Genomic DNA, 22,015 nt, shown 5'->3' on the forward strand with positions numbered 1-22,015 from the left:
ATCCGCACGGCATCCCCAGCATCATCCACACCGGAACCCTAACCGCCACCGCGAACACGGCCTACTTACAGGTCGGCCCCTGCGACGACCTTCCCGGGAACGCCCCTGCCCAGCCGGTCGAGGCGTGCCACGACCCCCGCCTGGAACTTGTGCACTGCTTCGTCGACGCTGCGGATGAAACTGGATTCTGAATTCCCCCGCTGGCTGCCCATCCCCTTGAACAGCGACAGTCGAAATCCCGTTATTTTCGCTCCGCCCTTCGGGAGCATGTCACCCGGTTCCGGCCTCAGACGCTCCAAAGTCCCACGCGGCCCGCCGATGTCCCCCTCGACCAAGGTTTCAATATGCAGATCGGCCGGCGCATCCGCCAATTCGCGTACAACCCGCTTGGCCCAGGACAGCGGGTAGCCCTGCTCCGGCACCGGTATGTCGATGGACGTGCGGATCTTTCCCGTCCGCAGATCAGCGGTGAGCCCCACTGTGCCGATTGCCCCGTCGATGCGCAGCTCCGCATGCAGCTTGCCGTCACGGCACAGGGTGTCCGCCATGCGCGCTCGCCGCGACACGGCGTCCGACCCCCGCCGGGCACGCTGGACCGGGAGCACCTTCTGCCCCAGTTCGCCACCCAGTCGCAACGAGACCTGCCGGATCAGACGCTCCCAGCTCTCGACAGCTTCCAGGGACCGGGGGTCACCCTCGCACAGGGTCTCATCCTGGATTCCGTTCCGCACGGGCACCCAGGCGGGTCCCATGTTCTGGAATCCGTGACAACCTGAATTCTCATGCAGAAGGTAGTACAAAAGTTCTTCCAGGAGCCACGCGTGCGCGGGATTCCCCACGCCTTCGTGCCGGATCAACATCTGCGCCTGATAGGCGACCTCAGCCCAGGAGAGATGCCAAAGCCCAACCTTGTTCTTCCGTCGACGGTCCATTTTCACATCGACAAGTGGACTGCCTTCCAGCGCCACATCGTTTGAGAGGGTAATGACCGCCTCGAACCCGCGCCTGGCCGCTATGTCAGCGTAAGTCTGCACCTGCTCTGCTTTGAGAGCGTTTCCATTGGTTTTGGTCTCGACGAGTGCCGTCCAGAGTTTGCCGGCGCGTTCTACACGAATCACGCCGTCAGGGCGCCTCGGCGATTCGCCATGAGGCAGCGACACCTCGGTGAACGTCTCCATACGTCCGGCCGGAGCACCGAACCCGGCGGTGAGCCGACGGCCGAATTCCGGAACCTGCGCCATCACGGCCAGCAATACCGAAGTGGCGCGCATCTCCCGGTCACGGTCGCTCTTCAACGCGGACACCGGGAACAGCCGCGCCCCTTTCCACGACTCGTTCTCCGCCAGGGATCGCTTCGGCTTCTTCGGGAGCACGACCTTCTTCTTGGCCGTCCGATGGCGCGCGGGTTTCCCCGGAACCACCGTGTCGTCGGCGGCGCGGCGCGGCGCGGGTACTGCGATCACGGCAGCCGAGCGCGGTTGCACTTCCTGTGAGGACCGTTCCACGGCTGAAGCCCCCGAGGGCTGTGTCTCGGCACTGCCGGGTTCCGCCGGCTCCGTCGTGGCATCGTCGTCTATATCGACACCATGGTCGGTCGCCAGGGCCGCGAAACCGGCCTCGTACCCCTGTCCGACGGCCCTGAACTTCCACTGACCACCGCGCCGGTACAGCTCACCGAAGATCAGCGCACTCACACCGCCTGCGTCATCGATGTCGAAACGCAGCAGCGACTCCCCCGACCCGTCGTACAACGACAGGCGGAGATCGTGCAACTCGTCGAAGCGGCCCGACTCGTACCTACTTGCCGCGATGAGAATGGTCGCTATGTCGTCGGGAATGGCCGTGAGGTCGAAACTGATCCGGTCTTCACTGCCATCCCCCACCGGAATCTTGCCCAGCAATTGCACGCTGCCGTCGGGCGCGGTGGCGTTGTTGTAGAAAAGGAAATCAGCGTCACTGCGCACCTTGGCGTTCGCGTCGAGCAGCAAGACGGACACGTCCGCGTCTCCGTCGCCCGTGGGACTCACCCATCCAAGACTCACGACGACCGCATCGACATCGCCGCCGCTCAGGTCCGCCAGCCCGACGTTGCCACCCTTGACCATCTCGTACACAGGGCCTCCCAGCCGTCCCCCGGGGCGAGGACGCACCACGCCCCACCACCACACACATGCACGACCGGTGCACGTGACGTGAAGACAGAGACCATACCCGCTATGCGGTCAGGAGGCAGGCGGACTGCACAAGCCGGAAGTCCGGCCTGTCCCTGACGGCAGCTCCCGCACCGGAAGCACCGTGCAGGGCCGACGAGAAGCGGAGTGACCCCGACGCCTGAAGTACCCGCCGGGCATTCGACGGAGGCCGCCGGTGGAGAGGGGGCTCGCCGTTCCGTTCTTCAAGATGACCGGAGGTGGCCCAGGTGCAGTCCCAGGCTCCATTCCTGCCACGCAGCCAGACGAATGCCCTGGGCACAGCAGCAACCGGGTTCTCGACGCTGTTCAGCGGCAGGACGGATGGTTGGCGAGAACTCTCAGCAGGTTCGGCGTACTCAAGGGTGACTGTGACACGTCCATCGGGTGCGGTGCCCCGTGTAAGGCACTGGAGCAGCCGTAATCCCGGCATGGTGAGAGGACCCAGACAAGCTGCGTCCACCCTCGGAGGGGCTAGTGTCCGACATTGACGGAAGCTGCACTGCAACGGAACATCGGGCCGGCCACGGGCTTGCGACCGAAGCGGCGGTGATGTTCACCGAGGTGCAGCGGGCCGATTCCAAGGCCACGACGCTTTGCGGAGTCGCCGGGGGCATGCTCGGAGTGGACATTGCAGCGCTCTCGGCCGTCCGAGAGTGCGGCGGGCTGCCCCTGATCACACAGACAACTGCCACCATCCTTCTTGCCGTGGCCCTGATCACGGCTATGTATGCGATCCGTCCCGCCCTCCCACGCGACGGCCGCCTCAGGACGTTCGCATGCACCGCACCAGCCAACGACCAGTCCGAGTCGGGCTGGCCAGCCTGCTCCGTAGTCTGCGGCGGTGACCACCTTCGGGCGGAAGCCGCGAGGCTGGCGATGTTCACCACCCTCGCGCAGCAGAAGTTCCGTGCCATCAAGTGGGCTGTCGACTTTGTGGCGACAGCCACAACAGTCGCCACACTTGGGCTGTTGATCCCGTACGTCTCTTCTTGAGAGCATCACGGCGGAACGACCATCACTTGGGGTGAGTATGTGTCAGCCACATCTGTCAGTCATAGGTCAGCAGCTGTGGTCCCGCTTGTCCGGCCTGACCCCTGTCCGCGTCCGGCCGGCCAGGAGTGTGCTGTTGCGGCAGGGCGATCCCGGCACCCATGTCATCTTGCTGGCCTCCGGCTCGGCCCTCATCACACTGACCGGATCGCACGGGGAACGGACGCTTCTGGCGGTACGCGGCGCCGGTGAACTTCTGGGCGAACTCGCCGTCCTCGACGAGCAGCCACGCACCGCATCGGTCATCGCTGCCGAGGATTGCCGGGTTCACATCGTCCCGCGTGGAGATTTCCTAGCTTTCGTAGACCGCCACGCTCTGCTAGCCCCCTTGTTGCACCACGCCATCACACGGGTCCGCGAGGCAGAGGCGGTGCGCCTGGAGATGGCTACCGCCCCGGTTCCGATGCGTCTGGCCTCGGCCCTCGGCCGCCTTCTCCAAGCCGCCTCCACCGCTGGTGCCGAGTGCCTCGTACGCCTGACGCAGACAGAACTGTCGGAGATGATCGGCGCCTCCCGTAACGCCGTGGGGTCGGCACTGCGGCCATGGCGTGAGCAGGGCTGGCTCGCCACGGAGGCCGGTGGCGGGCTGTCGATCCGGGATTACCCATCGATCCAGGCACACGCGCACACCCAGAGGTGACCGACCGCACTCCTGCGGTGCCCATTACTGTGCACTGCCTCGGCCCGGGGACGGCAAACATGGGGCACTCACACCCAGTCACGTCGGGAAGGTCCCCTACCCATGTCATCTCCACTCCCACCCCACACGCACGATGTACCGCAGGAGCAGGCGCTCCTGGTCGTCGACATGAAGGGGTACAGCCGGATTCCCGAGGCCCAGATGGCGCCTGCCCGGGCCGACCTGGACCGCATGCTGGCCACCGCGTTCACGCACAGTGGGCTCGGCGACGGGACGGCTCCGGAAATCGCGGTCAAGGACAGCGGCGACGGCGCCATCTTCGTCGTGCCCGCCTGGTACGCGGCACGACTGATCGACCCCCTCCTCACCCACCTCGGCCAGGAGCTGGCCCGTCACGAGCAGACCCGGCTGGCCAGTGCAGCCTCCATCCGGCTACGTGCGAGCGTGCACGTCGGCCCTTTGCAGCTCCCCGACTACCGGGGTGACGCCATCAACGTCGCCTGCCGTCTGGTCGAAAGTGACGCAGTCCGCCAGGCTCTGACTGCGGCTGAGGACCATAATTTGCTTCTAGCCGCTGCCGTCTCGAACACGGTCTTCCACCGGACCGTGCTGGCGCAACGCACTCAGACCCTCAGGGAGCACCACTTCCACCGGGCCACGGCCCGCGTCAACAACAAGCCTGACTTCGAGGAGACATGCTGGCTCTTCGTCCCCGGACTGGTGCCGGCGGCAATCAGCCCTCACCTCACTCCGAACGGGACCGCACCGCCCGACGAGGAGCACCGGGCACCCCGGCGTACGGCAGAGAGCACGAAAGCCAACACGTCGCGGCCCGACGTGCGGCAAAAGGCCAAGGCCAGCGGTAAGTCACAACTGATCCAGGTCGCTGGCAATTACAACTCGGGTTCGGAGCCGTCATGACGGGCACCGGGGTGGTACCGCACCAGCAGGCGGAGGCTTCCGGCCACGCTCGACTGACACAAGTCGCTGGCGACTACGAGGAGCACCACCACCAGTATGTGCGAGGTTGGGAGTATCTGCGCGGCATCGGCGTGGACGCTCACGAGCTGGACCTTGTGGAACGCGCTTTCGTCGACCCCCAGGGTTCTCAGGCCACTGGTCAAGTGGAACGCGCCGCCAGCCTGCTCCGCGGCCCACGCGCGCGGAGCAACTCACTTGTGCTCTGCGGGGAGGCCGGCACTGGGAGGCGTACCGCCGCTCTGCGTGTCCTCCGCGAGGCGGATGTGCCGCGAGAGCGGATTCGCTGGCTGGTACTGGACTGGGACCGGCCGCGCACGGAACAGCTTCCCCACACCCAGGGCTACGGTTTCGTCCTGGACCTGACCGGATTCCGAGCCCTGCCGGAGGACTTCTACGCCGGACTGGCCGACTATCAGAAGGCCGCTGAAGTCTCCGAGTCCTTCTTGATCATCCTCACCGACCCTGGCAGCTGGAAGCCCGGGCCACTCACCACCACACCCGCGGTACACATGATCCGTCCGCCGTCGCGAGAGGTCGCCCGAGCCCATCTGCACCACCTGTCGGCCGACAGGATCGACTGGCTGAACAGGGCTCCGCTGAGCGACTTGCTCGCTCCGGCAGCGCCTCCCGGTGACGCCGCGCGCCTGGCTCGGCTCATCGCACAGGCCAATGTGGACGGCGAAGCTACCGTCAAGGAGGAATTCACCGACTGGCACGACCATTTGAAAGGCTGGTTCGAGAAGCACTCGGCACAGGACGACCTCCGCGAGCGAGCGCTTTTGGTGAGCAGTGCCCTACTAGAGAAGGTACCGGCGGACATCGTGCTCGCTGCAGCGGACCAGCTCTTTACGAAGGTCGGCGGCAAACTTCCGCCCGGTGGGCCGCTGGCCGGCCGCGATCTCGAAATGCGCCTCAAGGCCATCCATGCCCGTCAAGTGGACGGCGAAACAATCTCCCTGGATTCCGACCGGCACGGAATGTCCGAAGCCCTCCTGAAGTACGTATGGCGACAGAGGCCGCAACTGCGACCTGTACTGCTGGAATGGGCCTCCGACATCAGTCGGCCCCACGGGATCGCTGTGGGCCATCTACGACGCATCGCCGACTGCCTGGTCCGGCTCGCTCTGCTGCCCGGGGGTTCCACGGTCCTGTCCGTGGCGATCGCATGGATCGAGAAGGGCCGGACAGCGCACCGGCAGCTGGCGCTCGGGATCGTCGAGACCATGGCACTCCACCCGGTCACAGGTGTCGGCGTCCGCAAGCAGCTGTACGACTGGGCACAGCAGAAGTCCACTAGCGAAGAGCTGACCAGGGCAGTCGCTGAGATTTGCTCGGGTCGGCTGGGTCAGCTGTACCCCCGCATCGCCCTGACCCGGCTCCGCCTGCTGGCCTCGAGGGACAACGCAGCGGCGCGCGAGGCGGTGGCGGAGGCGGTACGCACCCTGGCCAGTACGCCGGATCAGCGCGTCCTGCTGCTGTCGGAGATCGTCAATTGGGCGGAGTCCACCGACACCACGATCCGCAGAGCCGGAGCAAGCACTTTCTTGGCCCTGACCGACATCTCCAGCGACACGCTCCTCCCACTGCCCGAAACGCAAGAAAGCGTTGACGACGAGGTAGCCCCCCAGAGCCCTCACCTGTTCGCCCGGGGTTGGCGTGCGGCGCTACGGGAACCCTCCACCACTGACGCAGCTCACAATCGGCTGGCCGCTTGGCTGGACTCTTCCAAACTGACGGACGAGCAGGTACTCCCCATGGCCGCGACGGTGTTGCGCGGACATATCGGCCAGGCCGGGGCCGCCGTACTTCTGGTGGGCTCCTCCGGCAGCTCCGACCTGGGGCGGGCCCGGCGCTTGAAGCTGGTGGACATGTTGATCTCCGCGCAGGTGCCCGGAGCTGACGTACCCGGTACGGCCCCGGTCCCGCACTACAACGGCTCCCCCTCGTCGACGTGAGATTTCTGTCAGGGCGCCGGAAAAGCGCATGGCATACGTCCCACGCGGTGCGCACTGGCGTCACCCATCCGCTCGCCCTCGAGGGCGAGCGGATGGCCAGCCGCATCACCGGCGTGCATTTCACGGTTCGCATCACAGGAGCATGGCGGTGGACACACAGTGAACCTCCCGAGCATCGCGATCCTGCAGTCCCCGCGCGCGATTACCTACGCCGCCAGGCAGCTCGCGTCCTGAGCCAGCATTCCATTCTTGATCGGGCAGCGGCCCAGGACGCGACCAACACGATCCTGATGCGCTGGAGCCGTCCTCTCCCCGGGCTGGAGGTGTTCGGCGAGGTCCGTCTGGGCGCCCCCGCCCGGAACGACACCGCCCTGGCCGAAGAACATGCCCGCCGACGACAGGCAGTCGATCTGGCTCAGGAAGAGGAGCTGGCCCGCCTGTCTCACCTACAGCGGGTGCTGGCCGACTCGGACTTGCGCCGCGTGTGGTGGACGGCTCGTTTCCCCGACCGGTTCTCCAGTCTGACATCACTCGCGGAGGCACTCCAAGGGCTTCCCGTGCCTCGCGAACCCAATGACGACGACATCCGCGGCGACATCCGACGCTTCACCGACCGGCTCGTCACCGAACTGCACACGCCAGAGCAGCGCCAGCTCTTCCTCCAAGCTTTCGTCCACAGTCTCGGCGTCGTCGGCCAAAAGGATTTGAAGACAGCCGCTACCCGGTGGCAGACCCCACCCGAACCAGGAAGTGTCCCAACATGAATCTGCTCACCAGACGATGGCTTTTAACGCCCTTACGACAACTGCGCACCCGCCGTCTCATGTCTCAACACGGACCCACGCTGACGTACGACACCGCATGGGCACTGATCACCCTGCGCACCGCGCCGCACGAGACACATTTCGTACGCGTCTGGGTCCGAGAGAATCCCGGCCAGCCACCCGGCGTCCATCACGATCATTGGCATGAGCTGAGCGCTGCGGAGCAGCGACGCCGTCTCGCATGGCTCGGACGCCACGGCCACTCCCCTGTCCAGCTCCTGCATGTGGACGCAGAACTCATCCAGAGCACCGGTATCCACGTCCTCGACTGGGGTCGCCCGTCCGGACCCGTGCCTAACCGTCCAGCCCAGCGGGTCGCTCGCACCATCCGCCCATGAGCGTTCTCGGCTGATGGAACACACTGCACAGCCCGCAGCACTGGCTCGCGCACCGCGGACGGCAACCATTTCCCTGCCAAGAACCACGGAAGCGCTCGGTCAGCGCCTCATGCAGCTCGCCGTGGAGGTCCGCAGACGCAGTTCCAGACGCCTTCGTGCCTGTCGACGACGAGGAGTTTCCCCTCGCCGTACACCGTGTAGCCGGTGTTCAGGCAGTCGACCACGTCGCGGTCGAGCCGCTCAACCGCTGCCGTCACCAGCCCGTCGTACTTCCCCCGCTCATCGCGGAACCACGGACCGGATTTCGGACGGGTCATCGGGTCTCGGCGGAGCCGGACACCTCCCAGTTGTCCGCCCAGTCGATGATGCGACCGCCTACAGCTGCGGCAGTCGTCAGCACGTCCTCCCGCTGCCGTAGGTCGTGGCGGCTTTGACCCGCGACAGCCGGCGTACTCCGAGCAGGAACTACTGCAGCCGTCGCACGGTCGTTCGATCTCGTCCATGGCGGTACCGCGCAGCTCCCTCCCGTTTCGCCGGAGCACGAGAGGATTCGGCGGCCACACCAAAGACAATCGGAATCGGCTCGATCAGCCGAGGAAGGAGAGGCGTACCTGGCGTTCCGTGTTGTCGCCGTTCGTGTCGATCAGGCAGATCGACTGCCATGTGCCCAGTTGCAGGCGGCCGCCGATCACCGGGACCGTTGCGTGGGGCGGGACGATCGCCGGCAGGACGTGGTCGCGGCCGTGGCCCGGGCTGCCGTGGCGGTGGCGCCACCGGTCGTCGGCGGGCAGCAGGTCGCGCAGGATCGCCAGCAGGTCGTCGTCGCTGCCCGCCCCCGTCTCCAGGATGGCCACCCCGGCCGTCGCGTGGGGCACGAAGACGTTGAACAGGCCGTCCCCTCCCCCGGCCGCTTCGGTGAGGAAGGAGGCGCAGTCGCGCGTCAGGTCGGTGACCGTCTCGTGCGAGCCGGTGGTGACGCGGAGGACCGTGGTGCGGAAGGCGTCGCTCATGCCCCCACCGTACGCAGCGCCGGGTGTCAGCGGCGGGCGGCCCGGCTCGACTCGCGGACGACGAGTTCCGGGTCGAGGACGATGCGCTGGTGCCGGTGGGCCGCGGCGCCCTCGCCCGTCTCCTCCAGCAGCAGTTCGGCGGCCTGCCGGCCCATGCGGACCGCCGGCTGCCGCACCGAGGTGAGGGGGACGGCCGCCGCCGCCGCGAACTCGATGTCGTCGTACCCCACGAGGGCCATCTCGTCCGGCACCCGCACGCCCGCCGCGAACAGCGCCTGCAGGACGCCGAGGGCCAGCAGGTCGTTCGCGCAGAAGACGGCCGACGGGCGGTCGGCCATGGCCAGCAGCCGCGCCCCCGCCTCGCGCCCCGACGCGACGTCGAGGCGCGCCGCCTCGATGTGGTGCAGCGCGGAGGCGGCGAACCCCGCGTCCGTGAGCGCCCGCGCCGCGCCCTCCATGCGGTCCTGGCACTGCTGGAGGGACATCGGGCCGCTGATGTACGCCACGTCCGTGTGCCCGCGGTCGATGAGGTGGCGGACCGCGAGGGTGCCGCCGCGCACGTCGTCCACCGAGACGGAGCAGCCCTCGGCGCTCGGCAGGACGCGGTCGACCAGGACGAAGGGGATGTTGTGGCGGCGGAAGTCGGCCAGGTTGTGCCCGGTCATGTCGGCGGGTGTGACGAGGACGCCGCGGACGCGCTGCTCCGCGAAGAGACCGAGGTAGTCGGACTCCTCGGACGGGCTCTGCGCGCTGTTGCACGTCATCACGCCGAGTTTGGCGGCGCGCGCGACACGTTCGGCGCCGGTGGCGACGTCGACGAAGAACGGGTTGCCCATGTCGAGGACGAGCAGCGCGATGATGCGGCTCTGCCCGGCGCGGAGCTGCCGCGCCGACTCGCTGCGGACGTACCCCAGTTCGGTGATGGCGGCCTGGACGCGCTCCCGGGTCTCGTCCGCGACCATGTGGGGGCGGTTGATCACGTTGGAGACGGTGCCGACCGACACTCCCGCCTGCCGGGCGACTTCCTTGATCCCCACCGTGTGCGCCATGTGCTGTGCCCCGCTCCTCGTCCGTTACACGCCACTCACCGCCCGCACATCGTAGACACCGGATGCCGACGGAGGGTCACGCCAGGTGGAAGACCTCGGTGAGCGGTGTCATGGCCTCGTCCGGACGGGTGCCGTCCAGCGCCTCGAAGTACGGGGCCATCTGCGCCTGCCACCTGGCGTTCACGTCGGTGGCCTCCATCGCGGCCCGGGCGGCGTCGAAGTCCTCGGTCTCCAGGTAGCCGACGAGGAGGCCGTCCTCGCGCAGGAACAGTGAATAGTTGTGCCAGCCGGTGGCGGACAGGGCGTCGCGCATCTCCTGCCACACGTCGGCGTGGCGCGCGCGGTACTCGTCGACGCGGTCCTGGCGGACCTTCAGCAGAAAACACACCCGCTGCACGGCCGACCACCTCTCTGAAAGGTTTCATCCGGACGGACGCAAGCTAGTCAGGCGAGGTCGGGGCGTCAAGCTCGGCGGGCCGTCCCGGCCTGCCGCAGCTCCCTTGACAGCCGTCCCGCGCCCTCCTAGCGTCACCCTTGGTGAAACGATTCATTAGAGATTCGTCCGGCGATGACCATCCGGGAGCCCTGATCGCATGACCGCTCCATCCGCCGTCAAGGCGGCCCTGACCACCCAGGCCATCGAGACCCCCTCGTGGGCCTACGGCAACTCCGGCACCCGCTTCAAGGTGTTCGCGCAGCAGGGAGTGCCGCGCACACCGCAGGAGAAACTGGACGACGCGGCCCAGGTCCATCGCTTCACGGGTGCGGCGCCGACCGTCGCGCTGCACATCCCGTGGGACAAGGTGGAGGACTACGCCGCGCTCGCCGAGCACGCGCGCGGTCTCGGACTGCGCATCGGCACGATCAACGCGAACGTCTTCCAGGAGAACGACTACGTCCTCGGCAGCGTCTGCAGCCCCGACCCCGCGGTCCGCCGCAAGGCGCTCGGGCACCTGATGGAGTGCGTCGACGTCATGGACGCCACCGGGTCGCGCGATCTCAAGCTGTGGTTCTCCGACGGCACGAACTACCCGGGCCAGGACGACATCAGGGACCGTCAGGACCGGCTCGCCGAGGCGCTCGCCGCAGTGTACGAGCGGCTGGGCGGCGACCAGCGGATGCTGCTGGAGTACAAGCTGTTCGAGCCGGCGTTCTACACGACGGACGTCCCGGACTGGGGGACGTCCTACGCGCACTGCCTGAAGCTCGGCCCGAAGGCGCAGGTCGTGGTGGACACGGGCCACCACGCGCCGGGGACGAACATCGAGTTCATCGTGGCGCTGCTGCTGCGCGAGGGGAAGCTCGGCGGGTTCGACTTCAACTCGCGCTTCTACGCGGACGACGACCTGATGGCGGGCGCGGCCGACCCGTTCCAGCTCTTCCGCATCATGTACGAGGTGGTGCGGGGCGGCGGGTTCTCGCCGGACGTGGCGTTCATGCTGGACCAGTGCCACAACATCGAGCCGAAGATCCCCGCGATCATCCGGTCGGTGATGAACGTCCAGGAGGCGACGGCGAAGGCGCTGCTGGTCGACCGCGAGGCGCTGGTCGCAGCGCAGCAGGCGGGCGATGTCCTGGGCGCGAACGCGGTGTTCATGGACGCGTACAACTCGGACGTCCGGCCGCTGCTCGCGGAGGTGCGGGCCGAGCAGGGGCTCGACCCGGACCCGGTGGCCGCGTACGCGCGCAGCGGGTGGGCGGAGAGGATCGTCGCCGAGCGGGTCGGCGGGCAGCAGGCCGGATGGGGTGCGTGAGCGTGGCGGTGGAGGAGAGCGCGGGCGCGGTCCCGCACGGGGCGGTCGAGGCGCTGCTGGCGCGTTCGCACCGGCTGGGCGCCGATCCGCGGAACACGAACTACGCGGGCGGGAACACGTCCGCGAAGGGCACGGCGACGGACCCGGTGACGGGTGACGACGTCGAGCTGATGTGGGTGAAGGGCTCGGGCGGCGACCTCGGGACGCTCACGGCCGGCGGTCTCGCGGCGCTGCGCGTCGACCGGCTGCGGGCGCTGCGGGGCGTGTACCCGGGGGTCGAGCGCGAGGACGAGATGGTCGCGGCGTTCGACTACTGCCTGCACGGCAAGGGGGGTGCGGCGCCGTCGATCGACACGGCGATGCACGGTCTCGTCGAGGCGGCGCACGTGGACCACCTGCACCCGGACTCGGGGATCGCGCTGGCGTGCGCGAAGGACGGTGAGGCGCTGACCCGCGAGTGCTTCGGCGAGCGTGTCGTGTGGGTGCCGTGGCGGCGGCCCGGGTTCCAGCTCGGTCTGGACATCGCGGAGGTGCGCCGGGCGCACCCGGAGGCGATCGGGTGCGTGCTGGGCGGTCACGGCATCACGGCGTGGGGCGCGACCAGCGACGAGTGCGAGGCGAACTCGCTGTTCATCATCGAGGCGGCGGAGGCGTTCCTCGCCGAGCGCGGCAGGCCGGAGCCGTTCGGCCCGGTGCGCGAGGGGTACGAGGCGCTGCCGGAGCCGCAGCGGCGGGCGCGCGCGGCGGCGCTGGCGCCGGTGGTGCGGGGTCTTGCGTCGGTGGACCGGCCGCAGGTGGGGCACTTCACGGACGCGGACGTGGTGCTCGACTTCCTCGCGCGCGAGGAGCACGGGCGGCTGGCGCTGCTGGGCACCTCGTGTCCTGACCACTTCCTGCGCACGAAGGTCAGGCCGCTGGTCCTGGACCTGCCCGCGTCCGCGCCGCTCGGCGAGGCGGTGGCGCGGCTGAAGGAGCTGCACGAGGAGTACCGGGCGGAGTACCGGGCCTACTACGAGCGGCACGCGGAGCCGGGGTCGCCGGCGATGCGGGGCGCGGACCCGGCGATCGTGCTGGTGCCGGGCGTGGGCATGTTCTCGTTCGGCAAGGACAAGCAGACGGCGCGGGTGGCGGGCGAGTTCTACGTGAACGCCATCAACGTGATGCGCGGGGCCGAGGCGGTCTCGTCGTACGCGCCGATCGAGGAGTCCGAGAAGTTCCGCATCGAGTACTGGGAGCTGGAGGAGGCGAAGCTGCGGCGGATGCCCGCGCCGAAGCCCCTGGCGACGCGGGTGGCGCTGGTGACGGGCGGCGGTTCGGGCATCGGGCGGGCGATCGCGCACCGGCTGGCGGCCGAGGGCGCGTGCGTGGTGGTCGCTGACCTGAACGGCGAGGCCGCGGCGACGGTCGCGAAGGAGCTGGGCGGCCCGGACCGGGCGGTGCCGGTGACGGTGGACGTGACGTCGGAGGAGCAGATCGCGGCGGCGTTCGAGGCCGCGGTGCTGGCGTTCGGCGGCGTGGACCTCGTGGTGAACAACGCGGGGATCTCGATCTCGAAGCCGCTGCTGGAGACGACGGCGCGCGACTGGGACCTGCAGCACGGCATCATGGCGCGCGGGTCGTTCCTCGTGTCGCGCGAGGCGGCGCGCGTGATGACCGAGCAGGGCATCGGCGGCGACATCGTGTACATCGCCTCCAAGAACGGTGTCTTCGCGGGTCCGAACAACATCGCGTACGGCGCCACGAAGGCCGACCAGGCGCACCAGGTGCGGCTGCTCGCGGCGGAGCTGGGCGAGCACGGCATCCGGGTGAACGGGGTGAACCCCGACGGCGTGGTGCGCGGTTCCGGGATCTTCGCGGGCGGCTGGGGCGCCAAGCGGGCGGCCGTGTACGGGGTGCCGGAGGAGAAGCTCGGCGAGTTCTACGCGCAGCGGACGCTGCTGAAGCGCGAGGTGCTGCCGGAGCACGTGGCGAACGCGGTGTTCGCGTTGACCGGTGGCGAGCTGAGCCACACGACCGGGCTGCACATCCCGGTCGACGCCGGGGTGGCGGCGGCGTTCCTGCGCTGAACCGGAGGCGGCGGGCCGGGTGCGGCCCGCCGCCACCGGCTCGCCGCCCGCCCGCCGGCGTTCTTTGTCGACTGTTCATGACTGATCCGAGGTGAGAAGTGTCCTCGTCCGCCGCTGTTTCCCGATCCCCCGGCCGCCCGTTCGCCGCGGTCGACCTGGGGGCGTCCAGTGGGCGGGTGATGCTCGGCGCGGTACGGGACGGCACGGTGACGCTGCGGGAGGCGCACCGCTTCCCGAACCGGCCGGTCCGGGTGGGCGGGACACTGCACTGGGACGTCCTGGCGCTCCACCGCGGCGTGCTCGACGGCCTGCGGGAGGCCGGGCGTGCCGCGTCCGGGGAACTGGCGGGCGTCGGCGTGGACTCCTGGGCCGTGGACTACGGCCTGCTGGACGCCTCGGGCGCGCTGCTCGGCAACCCGGTGCACTACCGGGACACGAGGACGGCCGGCGCGGCGGAGCGGGTGGCCGCCGTCGTCCCACCGGAAGAGCTGTACGCGGCGACGGGCCTCCAGCACCTGCCGTTCAACACGGTGTACCAACTGGTCGCCGCCCGGAACAGCCCACTTTTGACCATTGCCGACCGTCTGCTGCTCATACCCGATCTGATCGCGTACTGGCTGACCGGCGAGGCGGGCACGGAACTGACCAACGCCTCGACGACCCAGCTCATCGACCCGCGCACCCGCGACTGGTCCGGCACGGTGGCGCGCGCCCTCGGCATCGACCTCGGCCTGTTCCCGCCGCTGCGCGTGCCGGGCGACGCGGCGGGCGACCTGCTGCCGGGCGTCCTCGCGGAGGCGGGGCTCACCGGCCGCGTCCCCGTGACGGCGGTCGGCTCGCACGACACGGCGTCGGCCGTCGCGGGCGTCCCGGCCGCCGGCGACCGGTTCGCGTACATCGCGACGGGCACCTGGTCGCTGGCCGGCGTGGAACTGGACGCCCCGGTCCTGACCGAGGAGAGCCGCCGGGCCAACTTCACGAACGAGCTGGGCGTCGACGGCACCGTCCGCTACCTGCGCAACATCATGGGCCTGTGGCTGCTCCAGGAGTGCCTGCGCGACTGGTCGGTCGCCGACGGCCCCGCGGGCCTGGCGCCGCTGCTCGAAGCGGCGGCTCGGGCCGAGCCCCTGCGCTCCGTGGTGGACGCGGGCGACCCCGCGTTCATCCCCCCGGGCCGGATGCCCGAGCGGATCGCCGACGCATGCCGCCGTACGGGGCAGCCGGTGCCGCGCGACCGCGCGGAGACGGTGCGCTGTGTCCTCGACTCCCTGGCGCTCGCGCACCGCGCGGCCGTGGAGGACGCGCAGCGGCTGTCCGGCAAGGACGTGGACACGGTGCACATCGTGGGCGGTGGCGCGCACAATGAGCTGCTGTGCCGGCTCACGGCCGACGCGTGCGGCCTGCCGGTGGTGGCCGGACCGGCCGAGGCGGCGGCGCTCGGCAACGTCCTGGTGCAGGCGCGCGCCGCGGGCGAGGCGCACGGCGGGCTCGCCGATCTGCGGGCGCTGCTGCGCGCGGGACTGCCGCTGCGGCAGCATGAGCCGTCGGGTGACCGCGCGGCGTGGGACCGGGCGGCGGCCAGGATCGCCACCGGTGGGAAGGACTGAGAATGCGCGTCGCACTGTTCGTCACCTGCGTCAACGACACGCTGTACCCCCGTACGGGCCGGGCCGTGGTCACGCTGCTGGAGCGGCTCGGGGTGACGGTGGACTTCCCGCCGGCGCAGAGCTGCTGCGGTCAGGCGCAGTTCAACACCGGGTACCGGCACGAGACCGAGCCGCTCGTCCGCCGCTTCGGCCGGGCGTTCGAGGGCTACGACTACATCGTGACGCCGTCGGGCTCCTGCACGGCGATGGTGCGGGACAACTACCCGCGCATCGGCGCGAAGGCCGAGGCGGAGGGGCGCGGCGGCGCGCTCACGCGGGTGGCGGAGTCCGTGGTGCCGCGGACGCTGGAACTGACCGAGTTCCTGGTGGACGTGCTGGGCGTGACCGACGTGGGGGCGTACTACCCGCACAGCGTCACGTACCACCCGACGTGCCACGGGCTGCGCATGCTGGGGCTCGGCGACCGCCCGCGGCGGTTGCTGGAGGCGGTCGAGGGCCTGGAGCTGCGCGAGCTGCCGGGCGCCGCCGAGTGCTGCGGCTTCGGCGGGACGTTCGCCGTGAAGAACGAGGCGGTGTCGGCCGCCATGGGCGCGGACAAGGCCCGCAACATCATGGGCACGGGCGCGTCGGCGGTCTGCACCGTGGACAACTCGTGCCAGATGCACATCGGCGGCACGCTCGCGCGGCTCGGCGCGCCGGTGCGGCCCGTGCACATCGCCGAGATCCTGGCCAGCACGAAGGAGGCGCCCCTGTGAGCGGCGGAACGTACCTGGGCATGCCGGCGTTCCCGCGCGCGGCCGACGTGTCGACGAGGAACGCGCGGCTGCGCTCCAACCTCACGCACGCCACCCGCACGATCCGCGACAAGCGGGCGCGCGCGGTGCGCGAGCTGTCCGACTGGGGCCGGCTGCGGGCGGCGGGCGCGGCGATCAAGGACCGGACCCTGCGGCACCTGGACCACTACCTGGAGCAGGTCGAGGCCGCGGTGACGGCCGCCGGCGGCACGGTCCACTGGGCGGCGGACGCGCGGGAGGCCAACCGCATCGTGACCTCGCTCGTGCGCGCGACCGGCGAGCGCGAGGTCGTGAAGGTCAAGTCGATGGCCACCCAGGAGATCGGTCTGAACGCCGCCCTGGAGGCCGAGGGCATCCGCGCCTACGAGACGGACCTCGCCGAGCTGATCGTGCAGCTCGGGGACGACCTGCCCTCGCACATCCTGGTGCCCGCGATCCACCGCAACCGGGACGAGATCCGCGACATCTTCAGCGAGCGGATGGCGGACTGGGGCCGGCCCGCGCCCGACGGCCTCACGGCGGAGCCCGCGGTCCTCGCCGAGGCGGCGCGGCTGCACCTGCGGGAGAAGTTCCTGCGGGCGAAGGTCGGGATCTCGGGCGCCAACTTCATGGTCGCCGAGACCGGCACGCTGGTGGTCGTGGAGTCCGAGGGCAACGGCCGGATGTGCCTGACCCTGCCCGAGACGCTGATCTCGGTGGTCGGCATCGAGAAGGTCGTGCCGACCTGGGCGGACCTGGAGGTCTTCCTCCAACTGCTGCCTCGCTCGTCGACGGCCGAGCGGATGAACCCGTACACCTCGATGTGGACGGGGACGACCGACGGGGACGGGCCGCGCGACTTCCATCTCGTGCTGCTGGACAACGGACGCTCGGACACCCTGGCCGACACCGTCGGGCGTCAGGCGCTGCGCTGCATCCGCTGCTCGGCCTGTCTGAACGTGTGCCCGGTGTACGAGCGCGCCGGCGGCCACGCCTACGGGTCCGCGTACCCGGGGCCGATCGGTGCGATCCTCACGCCCCAGCTCCGCGGGGTGACGAGCGAACTCGACGCGTCCCTCCCCTACGCGTCGTCGCTGTGCGGCGCGTGCTACGAGGTGTGCCCCGTGGCGATCGACATCCCGGAAGTGCTGGTGCACCTGCGGGAGCGCGTGGTGCAGGGCGGTGAGGTGACGGTCCGGGGCACGCGGACGCGGATCGCGCCGGCGAAGGGGCACGCTGCGGAGCGCGCGGCCATGCGGGCGGCGCGGTGGGCCCTCGACCACCCCGGGGTGCTGCGGGCAGGGCAGCGGCTCGCCGGACGGGGCCGCCGGCTCGTCCCGCGGCGGCTGCCGGGACCGGGGCGCGCCTGGACGGCGACGCGGGACGTCCCGGCGGTGCCGGCGGAATCGTTCCGCGACTGGTGGCTGCGGGAGAGGGGCGGCGGGGCGCGCCCGGCCGCGCGGAAGGCGGGAGGCGAGCGGTGAGAAGCAGGGAGACGGTCCTCGGCCGGGTACGCAGGGCACTCGCCGACGTGCCGCGCGACGAGAACCCCGGGGACGTACCGGTCGTGCGCGAGTATCTGCGCACCCACTCCCCCGCCGACGCGGTGGAGACCCTCGCCGAGAACCTGGCGGACTACCGCGCCCTCGTCCACCGGACGGACGCGGCCGGCCTCCCGGAGCTGATCGGCCGTCTGCTGACGCGGCGGGGCAGCGGTTCCGTCGTGGTGCCGCCCGCGCTGCCCGCGCAGTGGCTGGCGCGGACACCGCAGGGCGTGCGGCGCGTCCAGGACACGGCGGAGCTGACGCCGGCCGACCTGGACGCGGTGGACAGCGTGGTGACGGGGTGCGCGGTGGCGATCGCCGAGACGGGCACGATCGTCCTCGACGGATCGCCCGACCAGGGGCGCCGCCGGATCACGCTCGTCCCCGACCACCACGTGTGCGTCGTGCGGGTGCCGGACCAGGTGGTGGACTCGGTGCCGCACGCGCTGCCCCGGCTGGTCCCCGGCCGTCCGCAGACCTGGATCTCGGGTCCGTCGGCGACGAGCGACATCGAACTCGACCGCGTGGAGGGCGTGCACGGCCCCCGCACCCTGGAGGTCGTCCTCGTCAGCGCGTGAGGGCGGCGCCCCCGTGGTTCAGCGCAGTCCGAGGCAGTGCAGCCAGGTGCGGGGGGCCGTCGTGCTGGTGGCGGTGAGCAGGGCGGCGAGTGCGCCGGGTGAGCCGTTCAGCAGGTCGGCGGGCCAGTCGGTGGGCGGCTCTGCGGGGATACCGTCCGTCAGGTGACGGATGAGGCGCGCCTTCAGGCCGGCGGCGGCCGGCAGGCGGGCGTGGCGGTCGAAGGCGTCGGCGACGGCCAGGACGCCCGCTGCGCCGTGGCACAGTCCGAGACGGTCGCCCGGGGTGTCCCCGAACAGGTGGAACGACGTGTCGTACCGCTCGGCGAGGGCGGTGAAGTCCGCGGCGGCACGGTCGGCGGCCGCCGTGTCGCCGAGGGCGTCGGCCGCGTCCCACAGTGCCCAGGCGACGCCGGGGGCGCCGTAGCACCACGCCTGGCGCGGCTGGGCGGTGGTCTCCGGCGGGTGGTCGGTGCCGGCGGCCGGCCAGGTGCGGATGCCGCGGTCGTCGGTGTACGCCCGGTCGGCCAGCCAGCGGGTGGCGCGGGCGAGCGCGGCAGCGACGGCCCCGTCGGGACCGGTGCGGCGCAGGACCGCCGTCAGCGCGGTGACGACGCCGGCGACACCGTGGCCCATCCCCGTGTTGACGCGGCCGTGCACCCATGAGAGATACGGGTGCCGCTCGTACTGCCCGGTGCGCAGCCGGGGCAGTTCCGGGTCGTCGCACAGGAGGGTCAGGTGGGAGGTGAGTGGGCGCAGCAGTTCGGGGGCGGGGTCGATGGCGCACAGGGCGAGCAGGGTGCCGGCCGGTCCGGAGATCAGGTCGTAGTCGGGGAAGGCGACGTCGCGTGTGCGGTACGCGGGGAGGCGTCCGCCGAAATGGGCGGCGAGCCGGTCGGCGGCCGTGCGCAGGGCGGGGTGGGTGTGCGCGCCGAGGCGCAGACCGACGAGGGTGCCCGCGAGTCCCCCGTCGTGCAGGGCGGGGTGGGCGGGGCCGCGGCCTGCCGTGCGCGCCCAGGCGGCGACGGCCGCGGGTGTGGCGCGGTCGTCGCCGGTCAGGTGCGCGAGGACGGGGATGCCGGGGTCGCCGGGGTGCGCGGCCGCGCCGGGGGCGGCGGCCTGGGCTTCCAGGTATCGGACGGCGAGGCGGTGGATGTGGTCGCGGTCGGTGGCCGGTACGGCCGTCTCGTGCGCCATCGCGTTCCCTCGTGTGGTGGCCGGGGGCGGAGCCGCCCGCGCGTGGCGGGCGGCTCCTGGAGCGGGTCAGGCGCAGAGAACGCTGTTGCAGACGATGATCGTGCACAGGACGCTGCCGCCGCCGTTGGCCTCGGGCAGCTCGCTCTCGGTGATCCGCTCGTCCAGTTCGGAGATGAGGGTGTCGAGTTCGGTGATGTCGTTGTTCGGCATGGGACGTGCCTTTCTCTCAGCGGGTGTTGATCGCCCCGGCGGGCCGCCGCGCGGGCGGGCCGGGGACGTTTCTCGGGTCGCCGCCCACCGGGACGTCGGCGGCGGCCGACGCGGCGTCACGGTCGTGCGGGAGACGGAGCACGAGCTGCGCGGCGACGGCCGCGCCCCCGTGCAGCGGGTCGCGCAGCGGCAGTTCGCCGGGGGCTGGCAGCATCTCCTCGACGAGGAGTTCACGGCCCGGCTGTCCGGCGCGCAGCCGGTCGATGATGTGGACGGCGGTCAGGGACGCGAGGTCCACCGGTACGGGCTTCCCGCCGGGGGCCGTGCGCACGAACGCGTGGCGCGGCAGGCCGGCGGCGCGGCGCAGCGGGGCGAGCGTGCGGACCTTGGTGAGCGGATCGTCGTCCCGCCGCCACAGGCGTTCCACGTCGATCCGCCAAGTGGCGGGGGCGATGACGAGGTCACCGCCCGCGGTGAGACGCGGCAGCCGGGGCCGCCCGGGGAACGCGGCGTCCAGGGAGTCGAGCCGGATCACGTACGACGCCGCCCGGTGGCCCGCTGCGAGCAGGATGCGGACCAGTGTGTCGTAGGGCGGCAGGGGGGACCGGCTGGCGCAGTACACCGGGACGATGCGGCGGCCGTCCGCCTCGGCGATGACCTGTCCATGGCTGCGGCGCAGGGTGATGCGGTCCAGCGGGAGGTACTGCATGTCGCCGGCGGTCCGTCCGTAGTACGGCGTGGGGTCCGGGTCGCCGGTCCACCACCCGGTGGTCGGCGGGCGGCGCACGGCGTTGGCCGCGCGCTCGGTGAGCGGGGGCACGAGGAGGTCGACGAACCGGACGCCCGTGCGGGCCTCGACGGCGGCCAGGAATGCGCGGTGGGCGTCGCTGTTGCCGTAGCCGCCGTGGAGCGCGCGGAGACCGTCGGCGAACCGGGCGTCGATCACTCCGGCGGGCGACGCGGTCTCCAGCACGGCCACGGGTCCGCTGCCGTCCGGTGGGGCGAGCGGGCGCAGCAGGCAGTCGAGGGGCCAGCGCGGCAGGTGGTCATCGGCAGCGGGGGCGCCCAGGCTGTCCAGCAGCGCGTCGTCGATGTCGACGCCCGTGGCGCCGGAACGGGCGGCGGCGTCCAGGTGGTCCAGCAGGCGGGCGTAGCCGCCGTCCGGGTCGCGGGCCGGGGACCAGCCCGCGTAGCGGCGTGCGGCGGGCGGCCGGGTGCCCCGGGACAGCGCCTCGGCCAGGATCTCGGCGAGGGGACGGGGGTGGTCGGTGAGCGCGGCCAGTTCCGGCCGTTCGTGGCGCGCCGTGTCCGGCGGGTTGTCCGCATCCCGCAGGGCGGCGATACGCGCCGCGATCCGCAGGCCGCGCGCCACACGGTCGGCGGCGTGCGCGGACACCGCGGCGGCGGGGGCGAGGCGACGGTACGCGTCGAGGAACCAGCCGCCCTGTCCCGCTCCCCCCGGTGGCTGCGGCAGGGCACCGGAGGCCGTGATGTCGCCCTCGGGGACCCAGGAGCCGTAGTGATTCCGGGGTGCCTGACAGATCTGCAGGACACCACGGGTGATGAGGTGCCGCAGGAATCCGTGCAGTGCGTCGACGCGGGCCGCCGCCGGGGGGCCGTCCGGGGCGAGCGCGCCCAGCATGTCCTTCTCCAGTTCGGCGAGCGGGCGCGGCCCGTCCGCGAGGAGGGTCAGGACGGTGTCCAGGGCGCGGGTGCGGCGCAGCACGATCTGCCGGAGCCGCTCCGGCGTGGCCGGATCGGTGACGTAGCAGCGCACGTGTCCCGGGCCGGACGCGCCCGGCTCGGTGAAGCGCAGAGGGACGGGAGCGATCAGGGTCTCCGGGTCGGCGGCGCACGGGTCGGCGGCGGTCTGCCGGGCGCGGACACGGTGCACGTTCTCCACGGCCACGGCGGCGAGGGCGCCGAGGGCGGTGCCGTCGGGCAGGAGCCGCCCGTCGCCGTCGTGCCCGGGGCCGACCGGGAGCGCCGCGATCTGCCCGGCCCAGCCGCGGGGCGTCGTCTTGGCGGCGGCGCGGCCCAGGAGGCGCCACAGGTACGCGGCGCGCTTGCGCAACTGCTTGTCGGACCAGGACTGCCCGGCCGCCAGGCGGCGTTCGACCTCGGCGGCGAGCCCGGGGGCCGTGCTGTCGAGGAAGGCGAGCATCACGGGGCTCGACGACACGGTGCGCCAGGCGAGCACGGCGAGGCGTTCCTGCTCGGCCGTGACCTCGCGCCCGAGGCGGGCCAGGG

Annotated in this window: 19 protein-coding genes; 11 read left to right on the forward strand and 8 right to left on the reverse strand. The window is 71.0% G+C overall.

The window, feature by feature from the left end:
* Window positions 1–65: 65 nt before the first annotated feature.
* The gene (locus tag EMA09_RS00840) at window positions 66–2,105 is read right to left on the reverse strand and encodes a TerD family protein (protein ID WP_168220825.1); all 2,040 of its coding nucleotides are present in this window, start codon (window positions 2,103–2,105) and stop codon (window positions 66–68) included.
* A gap of 561 nt (window positions 2,106–2,666) precedes the next feature.
* On the opposite strand from EMA09_RS00840, the gene EMA09_RS00845 reads away from it, so the two are divergent.
* The 5 genes from EMA09_RS00845 to EMA09_RS00865 all read left to right on the forward strand — a co-directional run bounded on the left by EMA09_RS00845 (window position 2,667) and on the right by EMA09_RS00865 (window position 7,582).
* Complete coding sequence (locus EMA09_RS00845) at window positions 2,667–3,185, forward strand: Pycsar system effector family protein (protein ID WP_129837905.1); 519 nt, start codon at window positions 2,667–2,669, stop codon at window positions 3,183–3,185.
* Window positions 3,186–3,222: 37 nt separating this feature from the next.
* Complete coding sequence (locus EMA09_RS00850; protein ID WP_129837907.1) at window positions 3,223–3,882, forward strand: Crp/Fnr family transcriptional regulator; 660 nt, start codon at window positions 3,223–3,225, stop codon at window positions 3,880–3,882.
* A 102-nt stretch (window positions 3,883–3,984) separates the two neighbouring features.
* Entirely contained in the window at window positions 3,985–4,803 is an 819-nt protein-coding gene (locus EMA09_RS00855) for a hypothetical protein (RefSeq protein WP_129837909.1), read from the forward strand.
* Window positions 4,800–6,818: a hypothetical protein gene (locus EMA09_RS00860; protein ID WP_129837911.1), complete on the forward strand. Its 2,019-nt coding sequence runs from the start codon at window positions 4,800–4,802 to the stop codon at window positions 6,816–6,818. Before EMA09_RS00855 ends, EMA09_RS00860 begins: the two co-directional genes overlap by 4 nt.
* A 47-nt stretch (window positions 6,819–6,865) precedes the next feature.
* Window positions 6,866–7,582 carry a hypothetical protein gene (locus EMA09_RS00865; protein ID WP_129837913.1) on the forward strand — a complete coding sequence of 239 codons (717 nt, stop codon included), beginning with the start codon at window positions 6,866–6,868 and terminating at the stop codon, window positions 7,580–7,582.
* Window positions 7,583–8,087: 505 nt separating this feature from the next.
* Here EMA09_RS00865 and EMA09_RS28120 read toward each other — a convergent pair.
* From EMA09_RS28120 to EMA09_RS00885, 4 genes are all read right to left on the reverse strand, one after another.
* A complete protein-coding gene (locus EMA09_RS28120; protein WP_168220612.1) occupies window positions 8,088–8,237 on the reverse strand; it encodes a hypothetical protein in 150 nt (49 codons plus the stop codon).
* A 330-nt stretch (window positions 8,238–8,567) separates the two neighbouring features.
* Window positions 8,568–8,990, reverse strand: coding sequence for a secondary thiamine-phosphate synthase enzyme YjbQ (locus EMA09_RS00875; RefSeq protein ID WP_129837915.1), 423 nt, complete (start codon window positions 8,988–8,990; stop codon window positions 8,568–8,570).
* Between the two features lie 26 nt (window positions 8,991–9,016).
* Complete coding sequence (locus tag EMA09_RS00880; protein WP_129837917.1) at window positions 9,017–10,039, reverse strand: LacI family DNA-binding transcriptional regulator; 1,023 nt, start codon at window positions 10,037–10,039, stop codon at window positions 9,017–9,019.
* Window positions 10,040–10,115: 76 nt separating this feature from the next.
* Window positions 10,116–10,436 carry an L-rhamnose mutarotase gene (locus EMA09_RS00885; RefSeq protein WP_129837919.1) on the reverse strand — a complete coding sequence of 107 codons (321 nt, stop codon included), beginning with the start codon at window positions 10,434–10,436 and terminating at the stop codon, window positions 10,116–10,118.
* Window positions 10,437–10,632: 196 nt separating this feature from the next.
* Here EMA09_RS00885 and rhaI point away from each other — a divergent pair, with 196 nt between their 5' ends.
* From rhaI to EMA09_RS00915, 6 genes are all read left to right on the forward strand, one after another.
* A complete protein-coding gene (gene rhaI / locus EMA09_RS00890) occupies window positions 10,633–11,793 on the forward strand; it encodes an L-rhamnose isomerase (RefSeq protein WP_129837921.1) in 1,161 nt (386 codons plus the stop codon).
* 2 nt (window positions 11,794–11,795) lie between these two features.
* Complete coding sequence (locus tag EMA09_RS00895) at window positions 11,796–13,859, forward strand: bifunctional aldolase/short-chain dehydrogenase (RefSeq protein WP_240796606.1); 2,064 nt, start codon at window positions 11,796–11,798, stop codon at window positions 13,857–13,859.
* A 98-nt stretch (window positions 13,860–13,957) separates the two neighbouring features.
* Window positions 13,958–15,466, forward strand: a complete 1,509-nt coding sequence (locus tag EMA09_RS00900) for a rhamnulokinase family protein (RefSeq protein WP_276324149.1) — start codon at window positions 13,958–13,960, stop codon at window positions 15,464–15,466.
* A gap of 2 nt (window positions 15,467–15,468) precedes the next feature.
* Window positions 15,469–16,221: a (Fe-S)-binding protein gene (locus EMA09_RS00905; RefSeq protein ID WP_129837925.1), complete on the forward strand. Its 753-nt coding sequence runs from the start codon at window positions 15,469–15,471 to the stop codon at window positions 16,219–16,221.
* A gap of 20 nt (window positions 16,222–16,241) precedes the next feature.
* A complete protein-coding gene (locus tag EMA09_RS00910) occupies window positions 16,242–17,723 on the forward strand; it encodes a lactate utilization protein B (protein ID WP_129843762.1) in 1,482 nt (493 codons plus the stop codon).
* Window positions 17,720–18,361, forward strand: a complete 642-nt coding sequence (locus tag EMA09_RS00915; protein ID WP_129837927.1) for a lactate utilization protein C — start codon at window positions 17,720–17,722, stop codon at window positions 18,359–18,361. Before EMA09_RS00910 ends, EMA09_RS00915 begins: the two co-directional genes overlap by 4 nt.
* Window positions 18,362–18,379: 18 nt before the next feature.
* On the opposite strand, the gene EMA09_RS00920 is transcribed toward EMA09_RS00915, so the two are convergent.
* From EMA09_RS00920 to EMA09_RS00925, 3 genes are all read right to left on the reverse strand, one after another.
* Window positions 18,380–19,555 carry a lanthionine synthetase LanC family protein gene (locus tag EMA09_RS00920; protein ID WP_129837929.1) on the reverse strand — a complete coding sequence of 392 codons (1,176 nt, stop codon included), beginning with the start codon at window positions 19,553–19,555 and terminating at the stop codon, window positions 18,380–18,382.
* Window positions 19,556–19,621: 66 nt separating this feature from the next.
* Complete coding sequence (locus EMA09_RS28125; protein WP_168220613.1) at window positions 19,622–19,765, reverse strand: hypothetical protein; 144 nt, start codon at window positions 19,763–19,765, stop codon at window positions 19,622–19,624.
* A 16-nt stretch (window positions 19,766–19,781) separates the two neighbouring features.
* Window positions 19,782–21,965 (reverse strand): lantibiotic dehydratase, encoded by a 2,184-nt coding sequence (locus EMA09_RS00925; RefSeq protein ID WP_129837931.1) that lies wholly within the window; start codon window positions 21,963–21,965, stop codon window positions 19,782–19,784.
* Window positions 21,966–22,015 lie beyond the last annotated feature (50 nt).

Origin of the sequence: Streptomyces sp. RFCAC02, from assembly GCF_004193175.1 — a bacterium.
GTDB lineage: Bacteria > Actinomycetota > Actinomycetes > Streptomycetales > Streptomycetaceae > Streptomyces.